We start from the raw sequence: 21,692 nt of genomic DNA on the forward strand, positions 1-21,692 counted from the left end.
GGGCCGGGAAGCCACGAAGCCCTATCTCATCAGTTTCCGCATCCTGCCGATCTCCACGCGCTGCCCGGAGGCCATGTCCTGGGCCATCTTGCGCATGATCTGGTCTGTGCCGCCCGAGAGCTCCTCCCCCGCCATCTTCACGGCCCCCTCGTGATGCCTGATCATCAGGCGCAGGAACAGCGCGTCGAACGCGGTCTCGCGTGAGGAGCGCAGCCGGTTCATCTCCGCGAGGCTCGCCATGCCGTACCCGCCCGGGTCCGGTGTGGCGGCGTGGTCGTCGTGGCCGTCCCCGGCGGCGCGGCCGAGTGACCGCAGCCACCGCGACATCACGTCGATCTCCGGCCGCTGGCCCACCGCGATCCGCTCGGCGATGCGCCGGAGGCCCCGGTTGGAGGTGCGGGAGGGGGCGAGGCCGGCCATCTCCAGCGCCTGCCGGTGGTGGGGGATCATCCGCTGGGTGAACAGCACGTCGGTGGCGGACGGTCCTGGACCCGACAAGCCGACCCGCTCGCCGGGCCTCGCCGTGCGTCCCTGGTCGCCGGGCGCGCCCGGGACGATCACCGGCGCGTCGGTGCCGGCGACCAGGGGCGTACCGGTCCGCGGCCCCTCGCTTGTGCAGCCGGCGAGCGCGCAGGCCGGCCCCGATGCCAGCACAACCGTTACGAAAACCCTGCACATGCGGCCCCGGATCGACATAACTTCCATACTGGGGCACTTTCCCAAATATGGACGAGCAACGGGGGCATTGTGGGCATGCGGCGAATCGGTGCGATGGCGTCTGCGGCGGGCGCGGTCCTGCTTCTGGGGGCCTGTTCCGGCGGCCCGCAGCCCTCCGCCCCCGCCGCCTCCCGCGAGTCGCCCGGCGCCCCGCCGTCCGCATCCGCATCCGCCTCCGACGCCCGGCACAGCGCCAACGCGAGGATCGTGGCGAACGTCCCGCTCTCCGCGCCGTTCGACGGCGAGGAGGCCATCGGCACCGACCTGGCCTTCCAGGGCAACTACGCCTTCGTCGGCAACTACGAGGGCTTCACGATCCACGACATCAGCGACCCGGCCAAGCCGAAGGTGGTCACCCGGGTCGCCTGCCCTGGCGGCCAGAACGACATCTCGGTCACCGGGAACCTGCTGTTCCTCTCAGTGGACGACCCCAGGGACGGCGACACCTGCGACAGCAGCGGCAGCCCCGACCCCGACGGCGGCTGGGAGGGCATCCGGATCTTCGACATCTCGGACAAGACCCACCCCCGCTACCTCAAGTCCCTCGCCACAGCGTGCGGGTCGCACACCCACACGCTGGTGCCCGGTAAGGATCCCGGCAAGGTCTACCTGTACGTCTCCTCGTTCGGGCCGGACGCCGGGTCCACGACCTGCAAGCCGCCGCACGACTCCATCGCGATCGTCGAGGTCCCCGTCGGCTCCCCCGCTCAGGCGAAGATCGTCGCCCAGCCGGTGCTGTTCCACGACGGCGCCGCGGACGACGACACCACGCCGGGCGCCACGAGTGGCTGCCACGACATCACGGTGTACCCGGAGAAGGACCTGGCCGCCGGGGCGTGCCTCGGGAACGGCATCCTCATGGACATCTCGGACCGGGTGAACCCCAAGGTCCTCCAGGAGGTCACCGACACCGAGAACTTCTCGATCTGGCACTCGGCGACGTTCAGCAACGACGCGAGCAGGGTCGTGTTCTCCGACGAGCTCGGCGGCGGCGTGGCCCCGGCGTGCGACGCCAAGACCGGGCCGACACGGGGGGCCGACGCCGTGTACGACATCACCGCGGACCGCAAGCTGGAGCGCCGCGGATTCTTCAAGATCCCTCGCTACCAGACGGAGACCGAGAACTGCGTCGCGCACAACGGCTCGCTGCTCCCCGTGCCCGGAAAGACCATCATGGTGCAGGCCTGGTACCAGGGCGGCGTGTCGGTGATCGACTTCACCGACGCCGACCACCCCAAGGAGATCGCCTACGTCGACCCCGCCCCCCTCAGCGGCCCCGAGGAGCAGCCGAGGCTTGGCGGATCATGGTCGGCGTACTACTACAACGGCTACATCTACTCCAGCGACATCACCAAGGGCCTGGACGTCATCGCGATCGACGACCCCCTCACCGACCCGGCGAAGAAGGTCAAGGTGACCGAGCTCAACGCCCAGACCCAGGTGTCCTACCCGGAGTGATCACCGGCAGGCGCCGGGAGTGACGATCAGGGGTCGATGTCGGCCGCGCTGCGCTCGGCGAAGACGCGCATCGCCTTGGCGGTGACCGGCCCGGGCGTCGCGGGGAGCACGGTGTCGTCCACGAGCCGGATCGGCTGGACGTCACGGGTCGTGGAGGTCAGGAACGCCTCATCGGCCTCGTACAGCGCCGAGATCGGCACGTCGGCCTCCTCGCCGCCGTTCCACTCGAGCACCAGGGCGCGCGTGACGCCGGCCAGGCAGCCGGAGGCGAGCGTGGGCGTGATCAGGTGGCCGTCGCGGACAATGAAGATGTTGCTGCCCGTGCCCTCGCACAGGTTGCCGGCCAGGTTCTCGAAGATGGCCTCCTGGCCGCCGCGCTCCTTGGCGTACGCGAGCGCCTTGGCGTTGTCACCGTAGGAGGTGCTCTTCACCCCCGAGAGCGCCCCGCGCTCGTTGCGGGGCCAGGGGACGACGGTGACGGCCGCGCTCTCGGGGAACGGCGCCTGCGCCCCCACGATCACCACGGCGGTGGTGCCCTGGTTGCCGCGGTCGGAGCCGAGCGGGCCGTTGCCGCTGGTGTAGGTGACCCGGATGCGGCCGAGCGGCCACGGCGGCGCCGCCGCCAGGCAGGCGCGCACGCCCTCGGCGATCGCGTCCACGTCGGGCGCGGGCAGGCCGAGGCGCTCGGCTGAGAGCTTCAGCCGGTCCAGGTGCCGGGTGAGGGCGAACGACTCGCCGTTCAAGCACTTGATCGTCTCGAACACACCGTCCCCGACCATCAGCCCGTGGTCGAAGACGGAGACGCTGGCCTGCGTGGGATCGAGCAGTTCGCCGTTGACCCAGACCGGAACGTTCATCAAAGCTCCTTGAGCGTGGAAACCCCCGCCTTCAGGCAGGGAAGGAAGCGCGGCGCGGTGCCGCAGAGTTCGGTAATGTGTGCGGCGGCGAGGATAACCAAGCCGCCGAATGCGTGACCAGCAGTGCCCTCGCCGCCGGGCTGGCGGAGAGGTGAAACGCCTGTAGAGCTGGTGTAAGACCTCAAGGAGAGTCCTCTCTGGCAGGCGACTGGCTGTGAAGCAGGAAGCCCAGCCCGTGAGGGTTGGATTCCCCCCCGTTCACGAGGGAGATGATGTCAGCTATCGGTTCTCCATTCTTGCTGCGTCAGGCATCCCGGAGGCGAGTGCGACGAGACGGGACGCTTTGAGCTCGGTCTCCTGCCACTCGCGCCGCGGATCGGAGCCCCAGGTGATGCCGGCTCCCGTGCCGAAACGGATGAGATCGTGCTCGATCCAGAAGGTGCGGATGCCCACGGCCAGCGCGGCCTCGCGCCGGTCGGCGTCGACCCAGCCCACTGCCCCACAGTACGGCCCCCGGGGCTCAGGTTCGAGTTCATTGATGATACGAAGCGCCGAGGACTTCGGCGCGCCGCTGATCGATCCGGCGGGGAAGGTGGCGGCGAACAGTTCCGGCCAGCCCTGCCCCGCAGCCAGTGTCGCCCGTACGGTCGAGACCAGGTGCACCAGGCCGGGATGCTCCTCGACCTCGCACAGGGCGGGAACTGTGACGGAACCCACCTCGGCGACCCTGCCGAGGTCGTTCCGCACCAGGTCCACGATCATCACGTTCTCGGCGTGGTCCTTGTCGAGCAGGTCATCGGCGGTGAGGCCCGTTCCCTTGATCGGCTTGGACTCGACGACGTTCCCCTCGCGCGAGAGGTACAGCTCCGGCGAGGCCGACACGATCGACAGGCCGGGCACCATGACGGTGGCGGCGTAGGGCGCCGGGTTGTCCCGCGCCAGCCGTCCCGCCAGCACGAGCGGGTCGGAGCCGGCGGGCAGCCGCGCCGTGAGGATCCGGCAGAGGTTCGCCTGGTAGACCTCGCCGTGCTCGATCTCGTCGCGGATCCGCCGCACGCCGTCCTCGTACCCCCGCTGGTCGAGCGAGGTGGTCCACTCCAGCGTCGCGGGCCATGGGCCGGTGGGCTCGGGGAGCGGCGCCGGCCGGACCTCGTCGAAGCGGGCACAGGTGACCTTGCCTTCGTAGGTGACCACGACGGCCCACCAGCCGGTCCCGTCGAGGGCGCCGAGATCGGTGGTCACATCCCGCAGCCCGGTGGCCCACCGGCCGCCGACATGGGCGAAATACACCTCTCCATTGTCTCGCGACCTGGGGGTGCCCTGAATACGTCTCCGCGCGACCGGCACGGCCCCGGCGGGCCGCCGAGCACGTCCGCCTCGCGACATTCCTCCCCCGAATGGGTGCTATGCCATCTTTGCGCTGGTGACCGGCCCGGCGGATGGCATAGCGTCGCGACAGTGATCGCATTTCTCGGACTGGGGCGCATGGGCGCCCCCATGGCCCGCCGTCTCGTGGACGCCGGGCACGACGTGACGGTGTGGAACCGTACGCCCCGTGCGGTGCCGGGCGCCGCGACCGCCGCCTCGCCCGCCGAGGCCGTCGCGGACGCCGGCCTGGTCATCACCATGTTGCGCGACCCGGCGGCCGTCGAGGAGGTCCTGGAGGCGGCGGCGCCACGGCCCGGCTCGCTGGTGGTGGAGATGTCCACCATCGGGCCGGAGGCGGTCTCGCGCCTCCGCTCGCTGCTCCCCGGCGGCGTCGGACTGGTGGACGCTCCCGTGCTCGGCAGCGTCCAGCCGGCCGCCCAGGGCACGCTGACGGTGCTGGCCGGCGGGTCGGACGCCGACCTCGCGCGCTGCCGTGACGTCCTGGCCGTCTTCGGCACCGTCCGCGAGGCGGGCCCGCTCGGGGCCGGCGCGGCGCTGAAGCTGGCGGTGATGAGCACGCTGGTCCCCGCCCAGGTGCTGATCGCCGAGGCGCTGGCCTACGCGGCCGCCCGCGGCGTCGACCGCGTCGCGCTGCTGGAGGTGCTGTCCGCGACGCCGCTCGCACCGCTGGCGGAGCGCCTGCGGCCCGCCGCCCTGGACGGGCCCGCCGAGACCCGCTACGCCCTCGGCCTGGCCGCCAAGGACCTGACCCTGGCCGCCCACGAGACGCAGACCATCGCGGCCGCGGCACGCGAGCGCCTCGACGAGGCCGCGCGGGCAGGCCTCGGTGACAGCGACCTCACGGCCATCCTCACCTCCCCCACGCTGCGCGCCACGACCCGCCAGGGGGATCTGGGAGCGCGCGACGGCGAACCGGCGGAGTGAGCGCGGCTCAGGCGAGCGGGCCGGTGACCGACTCGGCGGCGGTGAGCAGCGTGCCGTCGCCGACCAGCCGCACGACCGACTCGACCTCCGGGGCGAGGAACCGGTCCGGCCCCGGCCCCGGCACCTCCTGGCGCAGGGCGGCGACCACGGCGCCGGTCGCGGGGGCGGCCCGCAGCGGCCGGCGCAGGTCGATCGCCCGCGCGGCGGTCAGGATCTCGATGGCCAGCACGCGCGTGAGCCCGTCGATCGAGCGCCGCAGCTTGCGGGCGGCCGACCAGCCCATGGAGACGTGGTCCTCCTGCATCGCCGAGCTCGGGATCGAGTCGACGCTCGCCGGGACGGCGAGGCGCTTCAGCTCCGACACGATCGCCGCCTGGGTGTACTGGGCGATCATGTGCCCGGAGTCGACGCCCGGGTCGTCGGCGAGGAAGGCGGGCAGGCCATGGCTGCGCGCGACGTCCAGCATCCGGTCGGTACGCCGCTCGGCCATCGAGGCGACGTCGGCCACGGCGATGGCGAGGAAGTCCAGCACGTAGCCCACCGGGGCGCCGTGGAAGTTGCCGTTGGACTCGACCCGGCCGTCGTCGAGCACCACGGGATTGTCGACGGCGGAGGCCAGCTCCCGGCCCGCCACCGTGGCGGCGTGCGCGGCGGTGTCCCGGGCCGCGCCGGCGACCTGGGGCGCGCAGCGCAGCGAGTAGGCGTCCTGCACGCGGGTGCACGAGTCGTCCCGGTGCGAGGCCATGATCCCCGAGTCGCGCAGGAGCGCCCGCAGGTTGGCGGCGGAGGCGGCCTGGCCGGGATGGGGGCGCAGGGCCTGCAACTCGGGCGCGAACACTCGATCGGTGCCGAGCAACGCCTCCACGCTCATCGCCGCGCTGAGGTCGGCGGTCTTGAGCAGCCGCGCCAGATCGTCCAGGGCGAGCACCAGCATGCCGAGCATGCCGTCGGTCCCGTTGATCAGGGCGAGGCCCTCCTTGGCGGCCAGCTCGACCGGCTCGAGACCGGCGCGCTTCAGCGCCTCGGCGGCGCTGGCGGGCTCGCCGGCGCGGTCGCGTACCGGCCCCTCCCCCATCAGGGCGAGGGCGACGTGGGACAGCGGGGCCAGGTCGCCGGAGCAGCCGAGGCTCCCGTACTCGTGCACGACCGGGGTGATCCCCGTGCTGAGCAGCCCCGCAAGGGCCCGCGCGGTGGACGGCCGGACCCCGGTGTGCCCGGTGGCGAGGGTGTGCAGGCGAAGCAGCATCATGGCCCGGACGACCTCGGTCTCCACCTCCGGACCCGACCCGGCGGCGTGCGAGCGGACCAGGGAACGCTGCAGCTGCGCGCGCAGCTGCGGGTCGATGTGCCGGGTGGCGAGCGCGCCGAATCCGGTCGAGACACCGTAGGCGGGAGTGGGGCTCTCGGCGAGCTCCTCGACGCGCGCCCGGGCCCTGGCCATGGCCGCGACCGCCTCGTCGGTGAGGCGCACGGCGGCGCCGTGCCGGGCGACCCTGATGACGTCGGCGAAACTCAGCGGCTCCGGACCGATCTCCACGACCTCGCTGTCGCGCATGGTGTCACTCTCTCGCTTAGGTAACTGGCATATCGCATGTTAGCCCCTTACAGCCCCTTAATAGGAGAACATCGCGGCCAGGCCCTTTCGTCCCAGGTCCGTCACCTCCAGCACCCGCCTCGCCGATCCCCGCCGGTACCAGTCGCGCTCCAGCAGCGACCTGGTGACCGCCGCGCCGAGGGCGCCCGCCAGGTGCGGCCGGCGCTCGGTCCAGTCGAGGCACGCGGGCGCGAACCTGCGCCGGGAGGCCCGCGCCGCGGCGACGTCGACGCCCAGCTCCGCCAGGGCCGCCTCGCCCGCCGCGGTCAGCTCGAAGGCGTCCTGCCCGACCAGGTGCCCGGCCTCGACCAGGTGGGTCAGCAGCTCGACTCCGGCCCGTCCGGCCAGGTGGTCGTAACAGGTGCGCGCCTCCTCCAGCAGCCGGGCCTGCCGGGACTGGCGCAGCGAGCGTACGGCCGGGCGCGGGCTGACCCGGGCCAGCACCTCCAGCACCTCGGCCACCTCTGGGCCGGACAGCCGGTAGTAGCGATGGCGGCCCTGCGTGGCCACGGTCACCAGCCCGCCGGCCAGCAACCTGGCCAGGTGGGAGCTCGCCGTGGCCGGGCTCACCCCCGCGAGCCGGGCGAGCTCCCCGGCCGCGAGCGCGCGGCCGTCCAGCAGCGCGGTGAGGACGGCGGCCCGGGTCGGGTCGGCGATCAGTGCGGCGACCTTGGCGATATCGGCGTCGTTGGCGACGTGCTCGGCGACCATGCTTCGACGGTAGCCCAACCATGGTTGCACCAGGATCGAAGCATGGACGGACACCCGGCCCGTTCGCGCTGGAGGCGGCTCGGCCGCTGCTACCTGCACCGGTACGCGGCCGCCGGCACAGGCGCCTGTGATCTCCCCCGCGACCCCGGCTGGACGCTGCGGCGCATCGCCGAACATGTGGCGGGGATCACCTGGTACGCCGAGCGGGTCGGCGGGCTTCGGTTTGGGGAGTTGGCCGGAATTCGCTAGAGTTCTCTGCGTGAGGCCGGGTGTTCACCGGCCGATCACGCGGACGTGGCTCAGCTGGTAGAGCATCACCTTGCCAAGGTGAGGGTCGCGGGTTCGAATCCCGTCGTCCGCTCGGAGAGGCCTTGCCGCGACGAGGCCTCGCCCGGTGGAGTGGCCGAGAGGCGAGGCAGCGGCCTGCAAAGCCGCGTACACGGGTTCAAATCCCGTCTCCACCTCTGTTCCACCGCAACGCGGGCGATTAGCTCAGTGGGAGAGCGCTACCTTGACACGGTAGAGGCCACTGGTTCAATCCCAGTATCGCCCACCACAGAATCCCCAGGTCAGACGCCTGGGGATTCTTCGTTTCCCGATCGACCCCGCCCCGCTCCTCCCCAGGTCATCGACCGCGACGCGTCTTCCGCGCCCTCGACGGCCGGCCCCTCACCGTCGAGCCGGACGACGGCGAGAGACCTGGATCACCGAGAAGGCGGCGGACGGCCTCAAGCGGCGGGGCCGCCGCAGTCGTCGAGTCCGGCGCACGCCACGAAGTGGCCCTCGTCGGCCGCAAGGAGCCTGCCGGTCGCGCCCTTCTGGTGGTAGAGGCAGCCGTCGGCCGGGGCCGCCTCCTCCCACGGCGAGCCCAGCCGGGGTACCGCTGACAGCAGTTGCCGGGTGTACGGGTGCAGCGGGTCGCCGAAGACCTTCTCGGTCAGTCCCATCTCGACCACCGTCCCGTGGCGCAGCACGACCGTGCGCTCGGCGAGGTAGTTGCCCAGCGACAGGTCGTGGGTGATGTACAGGACGCCGAGCCCCCGGGCCTTGAGGTCGGCGAGCAGGTTCAGCACGTCGATGCGGGTGGAGGCGTCGAGCATGCTGGTGATCTCGTCGGCGACCAGCAGCTTGATCTCCAGCAGCAGTGCCCGCGCGATGAGCAGGCGCTGGAGCTGGCCACCGCTGAGCTGGTGCGGGAACTTGTCGAGCACCTGACCCGGATTGAGGCGGACCGCCGCCAGTGCCTCCTCGACGCGATCGTCCCAGTCCGGCACCGAAGGGAAGTACTGCTCCTTGATCATCCGAAGCACGCGGTCGGCCTTGAACACCGGGTTGTAGGAGCTGAACGGGTCCTGGAAGACCCCCTGGACGCTGCGGTAGTAGGCCTTGCCGGGCTTCACCGGGGCGCCGTCGAGGGTGATCGACCCCGAGGTGAGGGAGGTGAGGCCGAGGATCATCCTGCCGATCGTGGTCTTGCCGCTGCCGCTCTCCCCGATGAGGGAGACGACCTCGCCGGTGCCGACGTCGAAGCTCACGCCATCGACGGCGGTCATGGTCTTGCCGCCGAAGGCTCCCACCTTGTAGACCTTCGTGACGTCATGAAGTTCGAGCATCATGCCTTCCAGCAGGCGACGAAGTGATCGGGCTCGACCTCGACCGCCGGTGGCTCCTCCTCGGCGCACTTGGCGAACGCGAGGGGGCAGCGGTCCCTGAACCGGCAGCCCGAGGGCGGGTCGAGCAACGAGGGCGGGCTGCCCGGGATGCCGGAGAGCCTCTTGTCGGCGTACCGCACGCCGACTTCCGGTAGCGAGTTGATCAGCAGCTGGGCGTACGGGTGCCGTGGCGCGCTGACGATCGTGTGCGCCGGGGCCTTCTCGGCCAGCTTCCCGGCGTACATCACCATGATCGTGTCGGCTATCTGATAGGTCAGCGAGATGTCGTGCGTGATGAAGATCATGCTCTTCACGAAGCCCGCGTCGCGGAACCCGACCAGCGCCTTGGCCACCGCCTTCTGCGTGGACACGTCCAGCGCCGAGGTGATCTCGTCGGCGATGAGCAGCGACGGGTTGAGCAACGTGGAGATCACCATCACCATGCGCTGCTTCATGCCGCCGGACAACTCGATCGGGTACCGGTCGAGCACCTCGCGGGGCAGCGAGACCTGGTCGAGGCGCGCGTGCAACTCGTCGCGGTCCAGTTTCACCCCCCGCGACCTGACCAGCTCGCCGACCATCTTCCCGATCTTCCGGGTCGGGTTCATGGCGCTCATGGAGTACTGCGGGATCAGCGAGACCTTGTGGAACCGGTAGGGGTTCATACGGGCGTCATCCCCGATCGGGAGCGTCTCGCCGTCGAGTTCGACGGTGCCGCCGATGTGCTTCATCCGGCCGTCCATGCGGATGAGGCCCTTGCCGAGGGTGGTCTTGCCGCAGCCGGACTCCCCCGCCAGGCCGAGGATCTCGTTGTCCGCGACCGAGAACGAGATCCCGTCGAGCGCCTTCACCTCACCCTTCAAGGTCCGGTAGTACACCTTGAGGTCGGTGACCGTGAGACTCATGTCTCCCTCAGTTTCGGGTTGAAGACCTCGTCGAGGCCGACGTTCGCGACGTACAGGGCACCGACCACCGCGGTGATCCCGGCGCCCGGCGGGATGAACCACCACCACAGCCCGAGATGCAGCGCGCTCCACTGGTGCGCGTTCTGCAGCATCAGCCCGAGCGACACACCCTCGGTCGGGCCGAGCCCGATGAAGTCGAGTGAGGAGGCGATCAGGATCGATCCGCCGAACAGCAGGATGAAGGTCATGAACAGGTAGGAGCTCATGTTCGGCGCGATCTCCCGCAGGATGATCTTCCTGCTGGGCATGCCGCTCAGCCTGGCGAGGTCCACGAAGTCCCGCGTGCGCAGCGAGAAGGTCTGAGCCCTGATGGCCCGCGCCGCCCACGGCCAGGAGGTCAGGCCGATGAACAGGGCCTGCACGCCGACGCTGCGGATGCCGAGGTAGGCGTTGATGATCAGCAGCACGGCGAGGGTGGGGATGACCAGGATGATGTTGGTGAGCATGTTCAGCACCTCGTCCACCATGCCGCCCCGGTAGCCCGCGATGAAGCCCACCGCCATGCCGATGACCGCGGCTATCCCTCCGCCGAGGGCGCCCACCTCGAAGGTGGTGCGCAGCCCGTACACGAACTGGACGAAGATGTCCTGGCCGAAGGTGTTGGTGCCGAACCAGTATTCGGACGAGGGCGACTGCATGGGCAGGCCGACGTAGTCGTTCGCGGCCCGGCCGAGCAGGACCGGGCCGATCACCGCGGTGCCGAGCAGGATGAGGATGACGCCGAGCCCGACGAGCAGCTTGCCGTTGCGCAGCGCGAAGTAGAGTGCCTCGCGCCGGACGGCCGTCGGCGTCTGCGGCAGCGCCGTGTCGATGGTGGTCATGCGGCGGCACCGGCCATTCCCGCCCTGGTGCGCGGATCGACCACGACATAGACGACGTCGATGATGAAGTTCGCGATCAGCACGCCGAGGACGATGAAGAGGAACGTCCCCTGCAGCAGGAAGAGGTCCTGGTTCTGGATCGCCTTGAGGATGAGGCTGCCCAGCCCCGGGTAGGAGAAGACGATCTCGGTCACGAGGGCGCCCGCGACCAGAACGCCCAGCTGCAGCGCCAGACCGGTGATCTGCGGGAGGACCGCGTTGCGGAACGCGTACCTGCGGATGAGCCGCTGCGGCGCTCCCAGCGCGGCCAGGTAGTTGGAATAGTCCGATTCAAGCTCATAAATGATCATATTTCGCATGCCGATCGCCCAGCCACCGAGCGCGACCAGGAACAGGGAGGCGAACGGCAGCGTCCAGTGCAGCGCCAGGTCCCCGAGGAACTCCCACGACCAGTTCGGCCGCATGGCGAAGCTGTAGCCGCCGGCCACCGGGAAGATGCCCGCCACGACGCCCAGCCCCCAGGCCAGGATCACCGCGAGCCACATGTACGGCATGGCCGTCAGCACGTAGCCGATCGGCAGCACCGAGTTGTCCAGCAGCTTGCGCCGGGCCGCGTACGCGCCGAGCCGGTTGCCTACCACCCAGCTCAACAGCACGGCCGGGATCATCAACGCCAGGGTGTACGGCACCGCGCCGAGGATGACGGTGGACACGGGGGTCGGGAACACCCAGACGCTGATCCCGAAGTCGCCGTGCAGCAGCGCGGCCCAGAAGTTGAGGTACTGCTTCCAGATGGGCAGGTCGAAGCCGAACAGGTTCGTGTAGTAGGCCCGCATGGCCTCCACGGCCTCCGGCTGCGTCACCCGCGCCCGGGCCAGCATGCCGGCCACGGGATCGCCGGGCATGAACCGGGGGATCATCCAGTTGATCGTGACGGCCATGAAGAACGTCAGGCCGTAGATGAGCAGCTTCCTGCCGAAGTATTGGCGCACGAATCATCTCCAGAAAGCCCCCTCCCGGTGACCCGGGAGGGGGCGGATGGCGTCCGGTCAGGGAGTGGCGGGCTGCAGCCGCGTGATCGTCTCGAAGCCGCCCAGCTCCATCCAGTTACGCCACATCGCGGGTGCGGACTTCGGCGTGCCGGCCGCCGACGTCGGCCAGTTCTTCCACATGGCACTGCTGACCTGCGACCACAGGCCGTTGTACCAGAGCGGGATGTTCGGCATCTCCTCCAGCTGGATCTTCTGGAGCTGGGAGGTGAGCGCCTTCATGCCCTCGACGTCGTCGGCCTTGACCTGGTCGAGCTTCTGCACCAGATCCCAGGCCTTCTTGTTCTCGTACCGGCCGAAGTTGACCGTGTTCTGCACCTTCTGGATCGGGAGCTGGAAGACGTACTCGTAGTAGGTCCAGGGGGAGTTCGACAGCTGGCGCTCGTTGTTGATCACGAGGTCGAACTTGCCGGAGCCGCGCTTCTCGACCAGGGCGTTGAAGTCCGGGAAGTCGGGCGTGATGGCGATCCCCGACTCCTTGGCGCTGGCGGCGATGACCCGGATGGCCTCCATCCAGTCGGTCCAGCCGGAGGGGACGATGAGGCTCAGGTTGATCTTGGAGCCGTCCTTGTTCTCCACGAACCCGTCGCCGTCGCGGTCCTTGTAGCCGGCGTCGGCGAGCAGCTTCTTGGCCTTGTCCTTGTCATAGCCGAAGCCGTTCTGGCTCACCACGTTCTGGTCGATGTACTTGTCCCACTGGGGCAGCAGTCCGGTCGGGTTCGCGGCCTTGACGAGGTTCCCGTAGACGCCTTCGACGATCTTCTTGGTGTCGATCGAGTTCGCGAGGGCCTTGCGGAAGGCCGGGTCGTCCAGCGGCTTCTTGGTCGTGTTCGGCACCAGCCACGCCGTGTTCGCCGAGAGCATGTACGGCGGCTCGGGGTAGTAGGTCGAGATGCCGAAGTTGCCCTTGACGAGGTTCGCCGCGCCGGGCAGGAAGTTGTTGCTGAGGTCGAGGCCCTTCTGCAGCAGCAGGCCCATCGCCACCTCGTTGCTGGAGTTGACGATGTCGACGATGTACTTGGGCTTGGGGTCCATGCCCAGAGCGGTCTTGCCCCACCAGTCGTCACGCTTCACCCAGGCGACGCGATCCTGGTCGTGGCTGAGGTACTTGTAGGCACCGGTGGCTACCGGGTTCTCGTTGACGCCGTTGAGCACGTCCTCCTCGGAACGGCCGCTCCACACGTGCTGCGGCACTATCGCCCTGCCGTACAGGTTGAAGTCCCACTCCTGGTAGTTGGCCTTGGAGAAGGTGAACTTCACCGTCTGGTCGTCGACGGCCTCCGCGCTCTTCAGCCAGTTCCAGATGTTCGCGTAGGGGATCGTCTTCATCTTGCCGAGCTCGAAGGTGAAGACGACGTCCTTGGCCGTGAAGGGCTGCTTGTCCGACCAGGTGACGCCCTTGCGGAGCTTGAGCTCGTAGGTCGTCTCGTCGGTCCACGAGCCGCTCTCGGCCAGCCACGGGGTGAGCTTGCCCGCGTTCGGGTCGAAGTGGAAGAGCGTCTCGTAGGCGAGCCCCTTGGTTCCCGTCGCGGAGTCCCACTCCCGGATCGGGTTGAAGTTGGCCGGCGGGCCCCACTGCGTGCCACTCGTGTAGAGCGTCTCGTTCCGGGGCAGCGAGTTGGGGTTCGCCGGACCGGCGGCGGGCGCGCTCGCCGCGTTGGAGCCTTGAGTGGGGGGCGTGGAACCGCCGCTCGAACAGGCCGCGGCGACCAGACCGGCCACCACGAGCGGGATCAAGAACCGCGCTCGGTTTCGCATCATTCTTCTCCTTCCTCCGCGACCGATCGCGGAGGGTTCGAACTTCCTTCTGGGCTCCGATGGATTCGATCCGAGGGATGGAACGTGGGTTGCGAGAGCGCTCCCAGGAGCGATCGCTCACGCGGTTCGGGGGTTTGGGAGCGCTCCCAATGGCGATCGCTCACGCTCCCTACCTATGCACGCCGCACGGCATGGAGCAGCCGTCCACGACGCGTCGCCGAGCCTTCCGAGCAGGCTGTGATTAACCGGATAAGTAGAGCCGAACGTAAATTTCAGATGTCGTGCCCGTCAATAGCTGTGACGTGTTCGAGACATCCCGCCGGGTGCGGCGCACGCCGTTATTGGCAGGGTGATCCGATGTATCCGGTCGTTGCCGCCGGCCGCGGGCGCGATCCGGCGCGTCGATCCCGCGCGCCGCGAAACGAGATTACATGGCAAGCGCATCAGGCTAACCGGTTAAGTTTCTATCCTCATAGGGCCGGGCCGGGACGCGAAGAACAGGGAGTTGATCGGAGGTATCTCCGGCCGCGGCAGCGGGACGACGTCACCGCGGCCGAGCTCCCGGCCGGCGTTTCCCGATCACATCCTCCGCCAGGTGAACTTCGGCGGCCACGCGTGCGTATCGGTCACTAGGCCGGGGTGCGAGCCGGTGGGCGCAGGGACGAGCCGTCCGGCCCGCACCCGCGCGCCGGCGCGCACCGACTACGGCAGGAGAAGAAACCATGAGCGACGCCACGGCCACCGTCACGACTGTGCCCGTCCGTGCCGCGCGCGGCTAGGAGGGGGCGATCGGGAGCAGGACGCGGAAGCGGGTGTCGCCGGGCTCGGACTCCACGCGGATGTCGCCGTGGTGCTTGTTCACGATGATGCGGTAGGAGATGTCCAGGCCCAGCCCGGTCCCCTCGCCGACCGGCTTGGTGGTGAAGAACGGCTCGAAGATGCGCGGCCTGATCGCGGCGGGGATGCCCGGCCCGGTGTCCGCGACCTCGACGAAGATCCGGTCGGCGTCGTGCCCGGTGCGCAGGGTGAGGGTGCCGCCCTCCGCCTTCATGGCCGACAGGGCGTTGTCGATGAGGTTGGTCCACACCTGGTTGAGCTCGGCGGCGTAGGCGGGGATCGGGGGCACCGTGCGGTCGTAGTCCTTGACCGTGCGGATGCAGCCGGGGATCTTCGCCTGCATCATCGTCAGCGTGGCGTCGAGCAGGTCGTGGACGTTGACGGTCTGGTAGGGCGCCCGGTCGATCTGGGAGTACTGCTTGGCGGCGGCGACGAGCGCGGACACGCGGGTCACGGCGTCGTCGATCTCGCTCATCAGCTGCTCGGTCTCGATCGTGTAGGTGAGCCAGCGGATGGCGGCCTCGAGGTTCTCCCCGCCGACCGCGCCGGTGATCTGCTCCAGCCACCGCACGTCGATGCCGCCGGTGACCAGGGTCGAGGCGAGCTCCCAGCCTCCGGCGACGTCGTGGTCGTCGAGCCACTCGCTGAGCTCGTCCTCGGCGTCGGCGGTCGCGAGCGCCGACAGGGGCGCCGCGCTCGCGGCCCGCTTGACGGCCTCCTCCTGCAGCTCGACCAGGTCGTGCAGGCGGCTGCCGTCCAGCCGCCCATCGGCGATCATGGCGAGCTTGTGGCGCATGCCGGCGACCCGCTCGCGCAGCACGGCGGTGGCCCGGACGGCGGCGGCGGCCGGGTTGTTCAGCTCGTGGGTCAGGCCGGCCGACAGCGAGCCGAGCGCCAGCAGCCGCTCGCGCTCGCTGACGATCGTCTGGTTGGCGCGCATGCCGACGAACATTCCCTCCAGCAGGTGCGTCGCCATCGGGAACCACTCGCGCAGCGACTTGGCGAGCACCTTCGCGGGAATGGCGTACAGCTCGACGTCGCTGATCGCCCGGAGGCTGCTGGAGTAGTTCTGCCCGACCTGGTCGCCGAGGTAGGCCTGCATGGCGCCCGCGTAGACCCCGCGCTGCTCGGTGCGGCTGACCTCCACCTCGTCGCCCTGGACGCGGCGGGTCAACGCGATCGTGCCGCTGAGCAGGACGTAGAAGCAGCTCGCCGGCCGGCCCTCCTCGTAGATCGAGGTGGCCGCCGGGTAGCGCTCGACGTGCCCGTGCTCGACGAACCGCGCGAGCTGCGCGTCGTCCAGGGACTCGAACAGGAACAGGGTGCGCAGCTCGTCGGCGGTCAGGCCCTCTCCGCTCGCCTCGCCGCACCCGGCGTTGTCGGCCGGCTCGATCATTGGGCCTCCAGGTAACGGTGGACCAGCGACACCGCCATGGCGCCCTCGCCCACGGCGGAGGCGACGCGCTTGACCGAGTCGGCCCGCACGTCGCCCGCGGCGAAGACGCCCGGCATGCTGGTCTCCAGGTGGTAGGGGTCGCGGGGCAGTGTCCATCCCGGGGGCCTTCGGCCGTCGGCCAGCAGGTCGGTGCCGGTGATCACGAAACCCCGGTCGTCGCGGAGGACGGCCTTGCCGAGCCACTCCGTGCGCGGCTCGGCGCCGATGAAGACGAACAGCCAGGAGGTGTCGACGGTGCGGACCCGCCCGGAACGGGGGTCGCACAGCGTCAGCCGCTCCAGGTGGTCCCCTCCTTCGCCGTCGACCACTGCGGTGTGCGGGTGGATCTCGATGTTGGGTGTGTCGGCGATCTGGTCGATGAGGTACTGCGACATCGACCGCCGCAGATCGCCGCCCCGGATGAGGATGTTCACCTTCTTGGCGTACCGGGAGAAGTGCACGGCCGCCTGCCCCGCGGAGTTGGCGCCCCCGACGATGTAGACCTCCTGGCCCGAGCAGCTCGGGGCCTCGGTGGACGCCGAGCCGTAGAAGACGCCCCGGCCGGTCAGCGCGGCGATGCCCGGCGCCTCCAGCATGCGGTAGGACACGCCGGTGGCCAGCACCACCGTGTGCGCCGTGATCAGGCTGCCGTCGCCGAAGCGCAGCAGCCGCGCCGACCCGCCGGACTCCAGCCCGACGACCTCGCGGGTGGTGAGGATCTCGGCGTTGAACCGCAGCGCCTGCCGCCGGGCGCGGTCGGTGAGCTGGGCGCCGGACACCCCGTCGGGGAAGCCGAGGTAGTTCTCGATGCGGCTGCTCTGCCCGGCCTGGCCGCCGGTCGCGCGCTGCTCGAGCAGCACGGTGCGCAGCCCCTCGGACGCGCCGTACACCGCCGCGCCGAGCCCCGCCGGGCCTCCTCCGACGACGACCAGGTCGTAGAACTCGCCGGTCGGCGTGGTGGTCAGCCCGACGTGCGCCGCGAGGTCGGCCTCGGTGGGCTTGACCAGCGAGGTGCCGTCGGGCGTGACGACCAGCGGCACGTCGTCGGCGGTCAGGCCCGCCGCCGACAGCAGGCGGCCGCCCTCGGCCTCGTCGGCGAGCAGCCAGCGGTAGGGCACGAGGTTGCGGGCGAGGAAGTCGCGGACGGCGAACGACGGCGCCGACCAGCGGTGGCCGATGACGCGGGTCTCGGTGACCGCCTCGTCGGGCGCGGCGAGCCAGGCGTCCAGGAGCGCGTCGACCACCGGGTAGAGCTTCTCCTCCGGAGGGTTCCACGGCTTGAGCAGGTAGTGGTCGAGGTCGACGATGTTGATCGCGTCGATGGCCGCGTCGGTGTCGGCGTACGCCGTGAGCAGAACGCGGCGGGCGCGCGGGAAGATGTCCATCGCGGCTTCCAGGAACTGGATGCCGTTCATCTGCGGCATGCGGTAGTCGGCGAGCATGACGGCCACCTGCTCGCCTCGCAGCTTGATCTCGCGCAGCGCCTCCAGGGCGGCCTGGCCGGAGTCGGCTCGCACCACGCGATAACGGTCGCCGTAGCGGCGGCGGACGTCTCGGGCCACCGACCGGGAGACGGCAGGGTCGTCGTCGACGGTCAGAATCGCCGGGTTTGACATGGCATCAATGAAAGCATGCCTGGAGGTAAAACCGGTGCTGTGTGATGATCCCGTCCGGCACACCAGGATCGCGGGTCACAACGCTCACGGACGCACCTCGACCAGCTCGACGTCCATGAGGTCGGCCAGGGCGCGCAGCTCGGTGGTGCGGTGGCCGGTGCCGAGGGCCCAGTGGTGGGAGATGCCGGTGGCGCTCCAGGCGTCGGTCCACTCGCCCGGATCGCAGCCGAAGTCGACCCGGGAGGTGGTGTTGCCGATCTGGAGATGCGGCCCGTCGACGACCTCCCCCTCGGACACGACGAAGGCGAACCGCCCGTCCCTGCCGTGCCGCAGGCCGAACGCGGTGACCGGGCCGTGGGCGACGTCGAACTCCACCGACACCCCGAACCCGCGCTTGCCGTGGTAGACGCCGAGGCCGCGCAGCAGCGGGCGGTCCGCGCTGATGGCCAGGTGGGCGGGGCCGTCGTGCCCCATCTCGACATGGCCTCGCGCGAAGTCCAGTGCCTGCAGCTCGGTGAACGACCCGCCGCCGCCGAGGCGATCCATGATGAGCATGGCAAGGGACGTGCGCAGCTCGTACTCGCCGCAGGCCGGGATGCCGCGCGCGGTGAGCAGCGAGGCCCCGAGGATCATGCCGGCGCCGAGCCGCTCGTGGATCTCACCGTCCAGGCCGCGGTGGTAGTAGGCCAGGCTGTCGAGGGCGAAGTCGTCGGCCAGCCGGTCGAGCCCCACCGACACCCGGGCGGCCCAGGAGAAGTCGTCGTCGTTCACCGAGCCGTCGAGCTGGAAGATCTCCCTGGCGAGCTCCATGCGCTCCTTGACCTCGGAGTCGGCGACCTTCTCCACCCGCACGCGAAGGTCGTCGAACTCCAGGACCTCGACGTGGCCGCCGAGGTTCACCGGCACCAGCGTCAGGTCGGTCGCGACGTCGAGCATGCCCGGATACAGGTGGCCCATCAACCCGTGACGGCCGCGCCGGAGCGCCGCGCGCACCCCCGCCGCCCGCACCCAGCGCTCGATCTTGGCCCAGGCGCGCTCGTCCTCGAGGTAGCCGGACACCGAGCGGAAGGGGATGCCGGCGCGGATGAAGGTGTTGGCCATCTCGGGCAGCGGGCACGCCCCGCAGTACGCGAGCCACTGGCCGGTGTCGAAGGTGGCGTGGTCCATCGACTCGGTCGGCTGAAGGTTGATCAGCAGCACGGGCGCCCCGCTGCGCTGGGCCACGGGCAGCAGCATGGTCGCCGTCATGTAGGTGGTCAGGAAGCCGACGATGATGTCGCACCCGGCCCCGCGCAGCCGCTCGGCCGCGGCCGCGCCCTCCTGGGCGCCCGCGATGAAGCCGACGTCCACCACATCGCAGCCCAGGGCCCGCATGCGCTCCGACACCCGCTCGGCGGAGCGGGTGAGCTGGGGCAGCAGGTCGGGGAACTGCGGCCAGTAGGCCCCGAGGCCTCCGGCGACCAGCCCCACCTTGGTGCGGGGCGGGGCGATGCGGGCCGGCGCGGTGCTCATGCGGTCTCCTCTCGCGCGCGGGCGGCGCGGAAGCGGCGGGGGGAGTAAAAACGTTTTACTCGGCTGTGCGGGACGCTAACCCCGGCGCTCTGCGCTTGTCAATGGAGGGTGAACGCCGCGTTTCACGAACGTTCCGGACGGGCCGCCCAGAGAGACGCGGCCGGGCGCGCCCGCGGGCCGGAACGGCCGGCGCGCGGTGCCCCCAGGGCCGCCAGGGGACGCCGCCAGTGCGCGGCAAGCCGCTTCCAAGACGGGCCCGCCAGCATCGGTCCCATGACGCATCCGACGACGCAGGCCGGCTGGGCGATGGGAAGGGGCCGCACTCCCGGGCCCATGGGCATGTACGTGCTCCTCGTCTGCTGGGTGATCCTGGGGCTGCTGCCCGTGCTCTTCTCCACCCACGACCTGATGCTCGCGATGGGCCGGGCCGGGGCGGCGGGCCGCCTCACCGTCACCTCCTGCCAGGCCCTCGGCGAGGGGCGCTACGACTGCAAGGGAACGTTCGTGCCCGACGACGACAGCCTGCGGACCACCGTCGTCCAGGCGGCGCCGGAGTCACGCGTGGGCCAGAGTTTCCGGGGTCGGCTGGACGTGGAGACCGACCGCGTCGTCCGCACGGGGACCGCCGGGGTGCTGGCGTCGCTGGCGCTCCTCGGCCTCACTCCCCTGGTGTACGCGGGACTGCCGTACTCGGTGATGTTCGCGCTCGGACTGCGCCGGGGACGCAAGGCCGCGGGCGTCGCCGGCCTGGTGGTCGCCGGGGTGTCCCTCGCGCTCGTGATCATCGGGGTGGCCGCCGCCTACGCCTGACGCGGCCCGCGCGCCGGCGGGCCCCGATAGGTAGAGTCACGGGCGATGTCCACGCACACGATCACCACGCAGTGGGACGAGATCCCCGAGAACGCCGACGAGGCCGCCCTGGTCCACGGAGGCGCCTTCCGCACGTTCCGGTGCTTCTGCGGCACCCCGCTGCCCACCCGCGTCGCCGCCGAGCTGCACGCCACGGAGACCGGCCAGTGCACGGCGTGCCTCGGCTCGGCCGACGAGGAGCTCGTGCCGGGGTTCGTGCGGCGCTGCTCCGCCTGCGCCGCCACCGGACGGCGCAACGTGCAACTCGTGTGGGAGGTCGCGCACAGCGAGGCCGAACAGGTGATCACGCTCGACCTGGTCCGCGGGATCATCGAGGGCTTCCCGGGCCCGTTCAAACTGTCGGAGGTGGCGGACGCGACCCGCCTGGCCCTCGGCCTGCCGGTCGGCCGCCTCCCGGTCGGTCCCCGCGTCCGCGACCTGCTCCGCGAGCTGGAGGCCGCCGGCGAGCTGGTCATGCTGTCGGCCCCGGACGAGATGCTGCGCGGGCCCTCGGTGGTGCTGTACCGCGATCCGCGGTGGCAGCGGGTCTCCCCGTGACCGCCGCCTCCTGAAAGCGCCGCCCCCGCGCGTATGAACAGTCCTCCGAACGCGTCCGTGCCGGTGGCCGCGAGCGCTACGCTGACCCGGTAAAGATCAGCACAAGTCAGGCTGAGAGGGTGCAATCCCGGTGACCGACGGCACGTCCTCCCCCGGCCGGGCGCAGCAGGCCAAGATCGACCCGACCGTGCCGCACTCGGCCCGCGTCTGGAACTACTGGCTGGGCGGCAAGGACAACTTCGCCTCCGATCGGGAGATGGGCGACCAGATCCTCGCGGTGATGCCCGATCTGGTGGACTCCGCGCGCGCCGACCGGGCGTTCCTCGGCAGGGCCGTACGGTTCCTGGTCGCCGAGGCCGGCGTCCGCCAGTTCCTCGACATCGGCACCGGCCTGCCCACGGCGGACAACACCCACGAGGTGGCGCAGTCCATCGACCCCTCCTGCCGCGTCGTCTACGTCGACAACGACCCGATCGTGCTCACCCACGCCCGCGCCCTGCTCGTGGGCGCGCCCGAAGGCGCCACCGACTACATCGAGGCCGACCTCAACGAGCCGGACGAGATCCTCAGGCACGCCGCCGGCACGCTCGACTTCGGCCGGCCGGTGGCGCTGATGCTGCTGGGCAGCCTGAACTTCGTCGTCGACACGGCCAAGGCGCGGGCCATCGTGACGCGGCTGCTGGAGGCCCTTCCCTCCGGCGGCTACCTGGCCGTCGCCCACCCCACCGCCGAGGTGCACGGCGAGGCGATGACCGAGGCGGTGCGGCAATGGAACCAGGCCGGGTCGGCCCCGATGACCTTGCGAAGCCCCCAGGAGCTGGCCGGGTTCCTCGACGGGTTGGAGGTGCTCGAGCCCGGCGTGGTCTCCTGCTCCAAGTGGCGGCCGGAGCCGGACGACTTCGACGCCCAGCAGGAGGTCTCGCAGTTCTGCGCCCTAGCCCGCAAGCCCTGACCTCCTGCCACCGCGCCCTGGCCGGCAGGCCCTGACCA

Annotated in this window: 19 protein-coding genes and 3 tRNA genes; 9 read left to right on the plus strand and 13 right to left on the minus strand. The window is 70.4% G+C overall.

What is annotated here, in order from left to right:
* Window positions 1-21: 21 nt before the first annotated feature.
* A complete protein-coding gene (locus MYF83_RS11315) occupies window positions 22-654 on the minus strand; it encodes a DUF305 domain-containing protein (RefSeq protein ID WP_248960203.1) in 633 nt (210 codons plus the stop codon).
* Between the two features lie 99 nt (window positions 655-753).
* Between MYF83_RS11315 and MYF83_RS11320 the strand changes: the two genes are divergently transcribed.
* Window positions 754-2,175 (plus strand): LVIVD repeat-containing protein, encoded by a 1,422-nt coding sequence (locus MYF83_RS11320; RefSeq protein ID WP_248960204.1) that lies wholly within the window; start codon window positions 754-756, stop codon window positions 2,173-2,175.
* A gap of 26 nt (window positions 2,176-2,201) precedes the next feature.
* On the opposite strand, the gene MYF83_RS11325 is transcribed toward MYF83_RS11320, so the two are convergent.
* Entirely contained in the window at window positions 2,202-3,032 is an 831-nt protein-coding gene (locus MYF83_RS11325; RefSeq protein WP_248960205.1) for an aminotransferase class IV, read from the minus strand.
* Between the two features lie 279 nt (window positions 3,033-3,311).
* Window positions 3,312-4,322, minus strand: a complete 1,011-nt coding sequence (locus MYF83_RS11330; protein ID WP_248960206.1) for a chorismate-binding protein — start codon at window positions 4,320-4,322, stop codon at window positions 3,312-3,314.
* Between the two features lie 168 nt (window positions 4,323-4,490).
* Between MYF83_RS11330 and MYF83_RS11335 the strand changes: the two genes are divergently transcribed.
* A complete protein-coding gene (locus tag MYF83_RS11335) occupies window positions 4,491-5,345 on the plus strand; it encodes an NAD(P)-dependent oxidoreductase (protein WP_372500131.1) in 855 nt (284 codons plus the stop codon).
* Between the two features lie 7 nt (window positions 5,346-5,352).
* On the opposite strand, the gene hutH is transcribed toward MYF83_RS11335, so the two are convergent.
* Complete coding sequence (gene hutH / locus MYF83_RS11340; protein ID WP_248960208.1) at window positions 5,353-6,900, minus strand: histidine ammonia-lyase; 1,548 nt, start codon at window positions 6,898-6,900, stop codon at window positions 5,353-5,355.
* A 57-nt stretch (window positions 6,901-6,957) separates the two neighbouring features.
* Window positions 6,958-7,668: an ArsR/SmtB family transcription factor gene (locus MYF83_RS11345; RefSeq protein ID WP_248960209.1), complete on the minus strand. Its 711-nt coding sequence runs from the start codon at window positions 7,666-7,668 to the stop codon at window positions 6,958-6,960.
* Window positions 7,669-7,692: 24 nt separating this feature from the next.
* Here MYF83_RS11345 and MYF83_RS11350 point away from each other — a divergent pair, with 24 nt between their 5' ends.
* The 4 genes from MYF83_RS11350 to MYF83_RS11365 all read left to right on the plus strand — a co-directional run bounded on the left by MYF83_RS11350 (window position 7,693) and on the right by MYF83_RS11365 (window position 8,206).
* Entirely contained in the window at window positions 7,693-7,899 is a 207-nt protein-coding gene (locus MYF83_RS11350; RefSeq protein WP_248960210.1) for a hypothetical protein, read from the plus strand.
* A gap of 39 nt (window positions 7,900-7,938) precedes the next feature.
* Window positions 7,939-8,011, plus strand: a tRNA-Gly gene (locus tag MYF83_RS11355).
* A 32-nt stretch (window positions 8,012-8,043) separates the two neighbouring features.
* Window positions 8,044-8,114: transfer RNA gene (locus MYF83_RS11360), tRNA-Cys, on the plus strand.
* Window positions 8,115-8,131: 17 nt separating this feature from the next.
* A tRNA-Val gene (locus MYF83_RS11365) sits at window positions 8,132-8,206 on the plus strand.
* A 172-nt stretch (window positions 8,207-8,378) separates the two neighbouring features.
* On the opposite strand, the gene MYF83_RS11370 is transcribed toward MYF83_RS11365, so the two are convergent.
* The 8 genes from MYF83_RS11370 to MYF83_RS11405 form a co-directional block, all read right to left on the minus strand.
* On the minus strand, window positions 8,379-9,263 hold the full coding sequence (locus MYF83_RS11370) for an ATP-binding cassette domain-containing protein (RefSeq protein ID WP_248960256.1): 885 nt from the start codon (window positions 9,261-9,263) through the stop codon (window positions 8,379-8,381).
* Window positions 9,263-10,207 carry an ABC transporter ATP-binding protein gene (locus MYF83_RS11375; RefSeq protein ID WP_248960211.1) on the minus strand — a complete coding sequence of 315 codons (945 nt, stop codon included), beginning with the start codon at window positions 10,205-10,207 and terminating at the stop codon, window positions 9,263-9,265. The genes MYF83_RS11370 and MYF83_RS11375 overlap by 1 nt, the downstream gene beginning before the upstream one ends.
* Window positions 10,204-11,088: an ABC transporter permease gene (locus MYF83_RS11380; RefSeq protein WP_248960212.1), complete on the minus strand. Its 885-nt coding sequence runs from the start codon at window positions 11,086-11,088 to the stop codon at window positions 10,204-10,206. Before MYF83_RS11380 ends, MYF83_RS11375 begins: the two co-directional genes overlap by 4 nt.
* Window positions 11,085-12,080, minus strand: a complete 996-nt coding sequence (locus MYF83_RS11385) for an ABC transporter permease (RefSeq protein WP_372500132.1) — start codon at window positions 12,078-12,080, stop codon at window positions 11,085-11,087. Before MYF83_RS11385 ends, MYF83_RS11380 begins: the two co-directional genes overlap by 4 nt.
* 57 nt (window positions 12,081-12,137) lie before the next feature.
* On the minus strand, window positions 12,138-13,895 hold the full coding sequence (locus tag MYF83_RS11390) for an ABC transporter substrate-binding protein (protein ID WP_372500136.1): 1,758 nt from the start codon (window positions 13,893-13,895) through the stop codon (window positions 12,138-12,140).
* Window positions 13,896-14,670: 775 nt separating this feature from the next.
* Entirely contained in the window at window positions 14,671-16,128 is a 1,458-nt protein-coding gene (locus MYF83_RS11395) for an ATP-binding protein (protein ID WP_248960214.1), read from the minus strand.
* Window positions 16,125-17,783 carry an NAD(P)/FAD-dependent oxidoreductase gene (locus tag MYF83_RS11400; protein WP_248960215.1) on the minus strand — a complete coding sequence of 553 codons (1,659 nt, stop codon included), beginning with the start codon at window positions 17,781-17,783 and terminating at the stop codon, window positions 16,125-16,127. Before MYF83_RS11400 ends, MYF83_RS11395 begins: the two co-directional genes overlap by 4 nt.
* Before the next feature lie 84 nt (window positions 17,784-17,867).
* A complete protein-coding gene (locus MYF83_RS11405; RefSeq protein WP_248960216.1) occupies window positions 17,868-19,295 on the minus strand; it encodes an L-fucose/L-arabinose isomerase family protein in 1,428 nt (475 codons plus the stop codon).
* A 273-nt stretch (window positions 19,296-19,568) separates the two neighbouring features.
* On the opposite strand from MYF83_RS11405, the gene MYF83_RS11410 reads away from it, so the two are divergent.
* The 3 genes from MYF83_RS11410 (at window position 19,569) to MYF83_RS11420 (ending at window position 21,654) form a co-directional block, all read left to right on the plus strand.
* Window positions 19,569-20,105, plus strand: coding sequence for a hypothetical protein (locus MYF83_RS11410; protein WP_248960217.1), 537 nt, complete (start codon window positions 19,569-19,571; stop codon window positions 20,103-20,105).
* A 45-nt stretch (window positions 20,106-20,150) separates the two neighbouring features.
* Complete coding sequence (locus tag MYF83_RS11415; protein WP_248960218.1) at window positions 20,151-20,702, plus strand: hypothetical protein; 552 nt, start codon at window positions 20,151-20,153, stop codon at window positions 20,700-20,702.
* 130 nt (window positions 20,703-20,832) lie between these two features.
* Window positions 20,833-21,654 carry an SAM-dependent methyltransferase gene (locus MYF83_RS11420; RefSeq protein WP_248960219.1) on the plus strand — a complete coding sequence of 274 codons (822 nt, stop codon included), beginning with the start codon at window positions 20,833-20,835 and terminating at the stop codon, window positions 21,652-21,654.
* Window positions 21,655-21,692: the final 38 nt, after the last annotated feature.

Source organism: Sphaerisporangium perillae (assembly GCF_023276435.1).
Classification (GTDB): domain Bacteria; phylum Actinomycetota; class Actinomycetes; order Streptosporangiales; family Streptosporangiaceae; genus Sphaerisporangium; species Sphaerisporangium perillae.